The sequence below is a fragment of the Clostridium sp. ZBS15 genome (assembly GCF_023845705.1).
Taxonomy (GTDB): domain Bacteria; phylum Bacillota; class Clostridia; order Clostridiales; family Clostridiaceae; genus Clostridium; species Clostridium aquiflavi.
The window spans coordinates 1-7,594 of sequence record NZ_JAMQHY010000016.1; the positions used below are offsets into that span (position 1 = coordinate 1).

6 protein-coding genes, 2 tRNA genes and 2 rRNA genes are annotated in these 7,594 nt (G+C 26.3%); 2 read left to right on the plus strand and 8 right to left on the minus strand.

The features are described from left to right. Positions 1–158 precede the first annotated feature (158 nt). Positions 159–1,055 carry a patatin-like phospholipase family protein gene (locus tag NG904_RS07585; protein WP_252230836.1) on the minus strand — a complete coding sequence of 299 codons (897 nt, stop codon included), beginning with the start codon at positions 1,053–1,055 and terminating at the stop codon, positions 159–161. A 33-nt stretch (positions 1,056–1,088) separates the two neighbouring features. Next, positions 1,089–1,907, minus strand: a complete 819-nt coding sequence (locus NG904_RS07590; protein WP_252230838.1) for a pyruvate, water dikinase regulatory protein — start codon at positions 1,905–1,907, stop codon at positions 1,089–1,091. A gap of 375 nt (positions 1,908–2,282) precedes the next feature. On the opposite strand from NG904_RS07590, the gene NG904_RS07595 reads away from it, so the two are divergent. Then, entirely contained in the window at positions 2,283–3,047 is a 765-nt protein-coding gene (locus NG904_RS07595; RefSeq protein ID WP_252230840.1) for a signal peptidase II, read from the plus strand. Between the two features lie 146 nt (positions 3,048–3,193). Next, positions 3,194–4,384, plus strand: coding sequence for a [FeFe] hydrogenase H-cluster maturation GTPase HydF (hydF, locus tag NG904_RS07600; RefSeq protein ID WP_252230842.1), 1,191 nt, complete (start codon positions 3,194–3,196; stop codon positions 4,382–4,384). 450 nt (positions 4,385–4,834) lie between these two features. On the opposite strand, the gene NG904_RS07605 is transcribed toward hydF, so the two are convergent. From NG904_RS07605 to rrf (NG904_RS07630), 6 genes are all read right to left on the minus strand, one after another. Beyond that, positions 4,835–4,910, minus strand: a tRNA-Lys gene (locus tag NG904_RS07605). Positions 4,911–4,916: 6 nt separating this feature from the next. Then, a 5S ribosomal RNA gene (gene rrf / locus NG904_RS07610) occupies positions 4,917–5,033 on the minus strand. Positions 5,034–5,298: 265 nt separating this feature from the next. After that, on the minus strand, positions 5,299–6,033 hold the full coding sequence (locus tag NG904_RS07615; protein WP_252230844.1) for an OmpA/MotB family protein: 735 nt from the start codon (positions 6,031–6,033) through the stop codon (positions 5,299–5,301). A 4-nt stretch (positions 6,034–6,037) separates the two neighbouring features. Next, positions 6,038–6,814, minus strand: a complete 777-nt coding sequence (locus NG904_RS07620; protein WP_252217009.1) for a flagellar motor protein — start codon at positions 6,812–6,814, stop codon at positions 6,038–6,040. A 488-nt stretch (positions 6,815–7,302) separates the two neighbouring features. Beyond that, a tRNA-Lys gene (locus NG904_RS07625) sits at positions 7,303–7,378 on the minus strand. A gap of 6 nt (positions 7,379–7,384) precedes the next feature. Beyond that, positions 7,385–7,501: ribosomal RNA gene (gene rrf / locus NG904_RS07630) — 5S ribosomal RNA — on the minus strand. Positions 7,502–7,594: the final 93 nt, after the last annotated feature.

Here is a 7,594-nt window from a genome sequence, read left to right on the forward strand (position 1 = left end):
ACTTAATCAGTATAACATTTGATTTCTTTTCTGTCAACAAGTTTTTTTAATAAGTTGAAATTTGATTTCTTAACTTTTTTCTTTCTTGTTGGCCGCATATCTCAGCGACGTGTTTTATCTTACCATTTTATTTATATAGTGTCAACAATAAATTTCTATTATTTTTTAATAAACTTATCTTTTACATAATTAAGTACTTTTTGAGTGTCTATATCAGGTATTGGTTTATGCTTAAAAACTAATACACCTAAATCCATAATTGGCTTTAAATAATCAATGGTATCCATATAACCTAGTTTAATTCTTTTTTCAGCACTCTCAGGAACAAAATCTAATATACCATCTAATACCCCCTCTTCCATAGCAGATGGATATATCTCTATTATTTTAGTATTGGGAAATAACTTTTTATTTATATGAGAATCTTTAGAAAGATGTACTACTATTATAATGTCACAGTTTTCTCCATATACAGGCTGTACAGGAACATTATCAGCCATTCCACCATCTAAATATTTTATAGATTCAAATTCTTCTGATTCATATATCATGGGTAATGCTGATGATGCAAATAAAATACTTCTTATATTCTCTTCATTATATCCATTAATCTTAAAGTATTTAGGTTGAAAAGTTGTAAGTTCTGTACAAGCTACATAGCATAATTTATTGCACTCATCTATATCTTTAAAATTTACATATTTATTAATAATATCAGTTAAACCTCCCCTTGAAAGATTTCCCGTATCAATCATCTTTGGCATACATTTTTTTACTAAGTTCATATTTTTTAATCCTAATGATATTAAAAAACCTTTAATATTCAAATCTCTCTTATCTATAGGAAGAACTTTTTCCTTTGATATATTAAGCCATGCTTCCTCTGCCTTCTCTATATCTCCTTGACAAAATAATATAGAATTTAATGCACCGATTGATGTCCCTGAAACCACTTCTATATATCTATCAATTTTCAACTCTTTTAAAGCCTTCCATACACCTATTTGATATGCTCCTCTAGCTCCGCCCCCTGATAGTACTAATCCTATTTTCATATTAAATCACACTCCCCAAGAACCACAATATATCTAATAACTATTCGTGCTCTTATTATATCCAATTGATTCTAAAATAATTAAAGCTGTATCTTCTATAGCCCTTTGTGTTATATCTATTGTTTTACATCCTAACTTCTTCATTACCTTATCTGAATACTCTAATTCTTCTAATATTCTTTCATCACCAGCATATTCAATACTTGAAGATATGTGATGGAATTTATCTAATCTTTTCTTTCTAATTTCTATTAATTGAAATGGATCTATTTTTAATCCAAAAATTTTCTTCTTATCTATAATATATATATCATCTGGTACACCTATTTCAGGCATTAATGGTATATTTATAGCTTTAATCCCCTTATTAGCTAGATACATGCTTAATGGGGTCTTTGACGTTCTTGATAATCCTATTAAAACTACATCTGCATTTTTAAGTCCTCTATAGTCTTTACTATCATCATATTGCATCGCAAATTCCATAGCCTCTATTCTTTTATAATACATTTCATCTATTTGTCTCATGGCCCCAGGTTTATATTCTGGATTAGTGTTCAACATACTTGATATAGAATCTATAAGAGGTCCTAGAACATTCATAATATAAATATCTTCTTCATAACATTTTTTAGTTAAGTATTCTCTAACATCTACAGTAATTATTGTTGATATGATTATTTTTCTTTCCACTTTAGCTATTTCAGGAAAAATACAATCCACATCATCAATTGTTTTGATATATGGTACTCTTCTTATTTTTATTTTTTCTTTAAACTGAGCTGCCACTGCTAGTGTTACTTGATGAGCTGTTTCTGCTATAGAATCTGATATAGCAAAAATAGTTAACATGATTAACTCCCCCCTCAAATTTTATATAATGTTTTTTCTAATATAATATCTTATTTAATTTTATCATTATATATTACATGTATTGTAATATATTGCTTGATACAAAAATATATTTTTTAAATTTCAATATTTAATTTATATCTTATATAATGATGAATTTTAAAATTTAATATGATAAACTTTAATATAATAAAAAAGTTCATATAAACCATGAAATCATCTATTTTATGCCTTTACTTATTTATAGGTGTAAAAAATCTTACACCACAATATTTTTAGTTATAAAATAAAATCATTAAATAACGCTTTAATAAATTATGTAAGAGTTATAACTGATATAAAAAACTTTTCACACTATATTTAGGAGGAAAATGTATGAATAATAAAAAAATCTTAACAGTAAGCATTCTACCACTTATGTGGTTTTTATACTTTTTGTTTGAATTGTTCACAGGTAGGATTAAAGATACTCCTACAGTAATGTTAAATATATTTCTTATGTTTTTGTTTGCTTTAGTAGGATTATTCATTTATAAAATAGGATATAAAAATCAAAATGGATTTAAATTTAAAACAATGTTAAAACTTTTTTTATCATTAATGCTAATTGATCAAGGAATAAAAATATTCATAAAGTTATTTTATTTTGATACTTACATCGATATAATTCCTAATTTACTATCTTTTAATCCAATAATTAATACTGATGGTTCATGGTTAAATGCAAGATTTGGAACTAACGTAAGTTTCACATTATTAATATTTTTTAATATCATTGCACTTTTTGTATTTGTTGAAATATACAGATACTCCCTATATAAAAATAATAAAGATTTTTGGGCAGATATGTCTTTTGGGTTTATATTCTGCGGAGCTCTTTGTTCATTAATTGATAAACTATTTTATGGTGGAAGTTTAGATTTTATTGGCATTAGCAATTTATTTATTGCAGATATAAAAGATATTTATATTAATCTAGGTATACTATTTTTTATTCTTACATTATTTAATAACGGATATCTTTCTTCAGATGAAGAAACTACACTAAAAGAAGACTTACAGAATTTAAGATGTTTCTTAACATTTATAAAAGATGATATATCTAGTAAGTTCAAGTTACTAAAAAATAAACAAAACTAAAAGAAAAGAAGTTTTACAAATGTTTATAGAACAATAATAAAATTTGTTTATTCCAATAATAAAAATATACATGAACTATTTATATTGAGTAAAAAATACACTATCTAATTAAAAATTGAAAATCAAGTTATAAAGGAGGCATATTTATGCTTAACACTCCAAAAGCAAATAGACTACATATATCTATATTCGGAAAAAGAAACGCCGGTAAATCAAGTTTAATTAATGCTCTAACAAATCAACCACTTTCATTAGTGTCAGATACTCCTGGTACTACAACTGACCCAGTTTCAAAGGCAATGGAATTACTTCCTTTAGGACCAGTGGTTATTATAGATACCGCTGGATTAGATGATACTGGTGATTTAGGAACATTAAGAGTTGAAAAAACAAAAGAGGTAATGTTAAAAACAGATTTAGCTGTACTTGTATTTTCGGCAGAAGATAATAATATTGAAAATGAAAAAGAATGGCTTAAAGATTTAAAAGAAAAAAATATTCCTGTAATAGGAGTAGTAAATAAAATTGATTTAGGAATGAGCAACTTAGAATTATTACAAAAAGAATTTGATATTCCATTTGTAGAAATAAGTTCTAGAGAAAAAATAAATATAGGTAAGTTTAAAGAACTTCTTATTAAAAATGCGCCAATTGATTTTGAAATGCCTACTATACTTGGTGATATAGTTAAACCTAAGGATAGAGTTATATTGGTTGCTCCTCAGGATATCCAAGCCCCTAAAGGAAGGCTTATATTACCTCAAGTACAAATAATAAGAGATATTCTAGATAATGATGCTATGGCACTTACAGTTAAAGATACAGAATTAGAAGACTTGCTAAAGATAGTCAAAAATCCATCTTTAGTAATTACAGATTCTCAAATGTTTAAAAAGGTAAATGAAATAGTTCCCTCAAATATAAGATTAACCTCATTCTCTATTTTAATGGCAAGATATAAGGGTGATTTAGAATTATTTATAAAAGGAGCTAAAGCTATTAATAATTTAAAACCTAATGACAAAGTATTAATTGCAGAAGCTTGCACTCATCATGCACAAAAAGGTGATATTGCAAGAGAAAAACTACCTTTATTACTTGAAAAAAAAGTTGGTGGAAAATTAGACATAGTAAATGTATCAGGAAGTGATTTTCCAAAGAATTTATCAGAATTTAAATTAATAGTACATTGTGGTTCTTGTATGTTTACAAGAAAGCAACTATTATCAAGATTAGAGGTAGTTAAAGAAAAAAATGTTCCTATAACTAATTTTGGAGTCGCATTAGCTGAACTTAATGGAATCCTTGATAGAGCTTGTAACATATTAATTGGATAATACCAATTTAAAAGATTTAAGACTTTATCAAATTATAATTTATATATTATAGATATAAAATTCAATAAAGCAAGCTACAGATTAAAAATAACAGTTTAATTTTAGATTAATATTTAAAATCAAACTTATATACTATAGCAAATAAAAAAGACATCCTATTATATATACTTTATAGGATGCCTTTTTTACTTTTATTAGATGTATATATTATGTCTTTAAATTAAACTAATTTAAAGACTATTTTGTTTAATCACAAATCAACTTTATTTATCGCTCTCAATTATCAATAATAATGAAACATATTAATTTTACTTTTTAAAATTTAATTTGTTATTAAATTCTAATATTAAAAGAATTATTTATTTTAATATTTACTAAATTATAATTCGAATATAATAAATTTAAAAATGAAATAAAAAAATCGTTTCTTTAATATTAAAGAAACGATTTTGGTGGCTCACCCGGGAATCGAACCCGGGACACCATGATTAAAAGTCATGTGCTCTACCGACTGAGCTAGTGAACCATGCTTACCTGGCAACGTCCTAATCTCCCACACAGTCTCCCGTGCAGTACCTTCGGCGCTATGGATCTTAACTTTCCTGTTCGGAATGGGTAGGAGTGTTACTTCCATGCCATCATCACCAGATCCTTTGAAAGATTTTTTCTTTCAGTTGAAATCATTTGTTTTGTTTGATGACCTCAACAAGACATAATTATATAGACTTTCTATTATTATGTCAACAGTATTTTTAGACGTATATCGACATTATATTCAATATACGTCTAAATACTCTAAATTACTATAAAATATTCTTATTTTTGAAAATTTTTATTGTTTAAAAAATCATAAAAATGTTAAACTTAATTTATAAATAAAAATAGAGAATATATATGGATAAAAATGCAATAAATTATTTAATAGATGCTGTTTCTGATTTATTATACTCGTTGTTTAATATAACTATATCAACTCTTCTATTAGCTGCTTGTCCTTCTTTACTATCATTGCTCTTTATAGGTCTATATTCACCATACCCAATAGCAGAAAGCCTATCAGAACTTATATTTCCTTCTTTAGCAAGAAACTCTACTACATTAGCTGCTCTAATTGCAGATAACTGCCAATTAGAATGAAAATTTTCTGTATTTATAGCTACATTATCGGTGTTTCCCTCAACTCTTATATAATTATCTATATCATTTAATATTTTAGATATAGATATTAACTTTTGCTTATACTCATTTTTAATAGTTGCATCTCCACTGTTAAAAAAAACATTATCATTAAAGCTTATTATAAGACCTCTTTCTTGTATTTGAGTTGAAACGCTACCTTCTAAATTATATTCCTTAATTAACTCATCAACTTTACTTTTAGCCGTATCAAGCTTTTCTGATTCAACCATTACAGCATCATTCACAATGCTATTTTCATTAGTTTCTTCTCCTGTTTCTTCTATAACTCCTTGTGCATCACCTATACTAAATGCTTGTTTAAAGGAATTAGATATTTGTTTATACTTTTGTTTATCTACATTTGAAGAAGCATATAACACTACAAATAAAACCATTAGCAAAGTTATTAAATCAGAATAGGTTAGTAACCATCTTTCACTATTTTCTTTATTTTCTCTTTTTTTCCTCATATAATTATTCACCCTCTAATAATTTAGATTGCTTCTCTGTTAAAAATCCTTCAAGTTTACTTACAAGAGTATTGGGATTTGTACCTTGTTGAATTAATACTATTGCTTTAATAATCATCTCTTTTTCATTATATTCTTCCATATCCAAGACTTTTAACTTATTAGCAATTGGTAACCAAAAAATATTTGCACTTAAAATTCCATATAATGTTGCTATAAAAGCTGCTGCTATTTTAGGTCCTAATACAGTAGGATCATTTAAGTTACTAACTACTTGAATAAGTCCCATAACTGTTCCTATTATCCCCATGGTAGGTGCATATCCACCTGCTGCTGCAAACATTTCTATTCCAACTTGATGTCTTTCTGATATTTGCTCTAATTTAGTTTCTAAAATACTCTTAATAGATGACTGTTCTACTCCATCTATAGCTAATTGAAGTCCTTTTTTTATAAATGGATCTAAATCACTATTTTTAGAAACTTCTTTTTCTAATGATAAAAGTCCATCTTTTCTAGTTCTTGTAGATATATCTTTAAAAAACAATAAATTTTCTTCCATCTTATTTTTTCTCTTTTTAAATGCTATAGACATAACTTTAGGAAATTTTTTAAGTACATTTCCTGGGAATGATATACCTAATGCACCCAAAGTACCACCAAATACTATTATTGCAGCTGTAAGTTGAAATAATGCAGTAATTACTCCACCTTCTAATAAAAATGCTAAAATTAAAGCTACAAATGCAAAAATTAAGCTTAATACAATCATCATATCCATGTAAGATTCCCCCAAATACAAAATTATATTTCTAATAACTAATATATTAATGTTTACTATAATTTAATCCCCCATTAAAACATAAAATTATAATGTTCAATAATATAATAGACTTAATAATTTGTTACTAAAAAATAAATACTATTTTTACTGCTTTAATAATATTTAAACTTTTTAATAATATTATTAAAAAAATCTACATTTAATTATTTTTCCACATAATATATAAATTATTATATATTTATAAACAGGTATTCATAAATTATTATGAATACCTGTTTATAACTTAATTTAATTGTGAATAACTTTAGAAACACATTTTTAACCACAATTTCTATTTGAACATACTGTGAAAAATTTTATAGATTAATATGCTAGTTTTAGTTCTTAACCAATATATATCTATAGTACAATATCTTATTAATATCTAAAGATTTTATAATTTTTTATAAAAAAAAGCTACTGAAAAATTCAGTAGCTTTTATTATTGGTGCGTCATCAGGGATTCGAACCCTGGACACCCTGATTAAGAGTCAGGTGCTCTACCAACTGAGCTAATCACGCAAATAAACCTGGCAACGTCCTAATCTCCCACACAGTCTCCCGTGCAGTACCTTCGGCGCTATAGATCTTAACTTTCCTGTTCGGAATGGGTAGGAGTGTTACTTCTATGCCATCATCACCAGATACTAGTCTTTCTAAATCTAATGATTTAGTTAAAACTATACTCCTTTAGCTATGCTAAGTGAGTTATTATTCAATTGAAAGAATGTTCTTTCA

Coding starts and splice junctions, on each gene's coding strand:
- NG904_RS07585 (WP_252230836.1), bottom strand. CDS start 1,055: ATGAAAATAGGATTAGTACTATCAGGGGGCGGAGCTAGAGGAGCATAT.
- NG904_RS07590 (WP_252230838.1), bottom strand. CDS start 1,907: ATGTTAACTATTTTTGCTATATCAGATTCTATAGCAGAAACAGCTCAT.
- NG904_RS07595 (WP_252230840.1), top strand. CDS start 2,283: ATGAATAATAAAAAAATCTTAACAGTAAGCATTCTACCACTTATGTGG.
- hydF (WP_252230842.1), top strand. CDS start 3,194: ATGCTTAACACTCCAAAAGCAAATAGACTACATATATCTATATTCGGA.
- NG904_RS07615 (WP_252230844.1), bottom strand. CDS start 6,033: ATGAGGAAAAAAAGAGAAAATAAAGAAAATAGTGAAAGATGGTTACTA.
- NG904_RS07620 (WP_252217009.1), bottom strand. CDS start 6,814: ATGGATATGATGATTGTATTAAGCTTAATTTTTGCATTTGTAGCTTTA.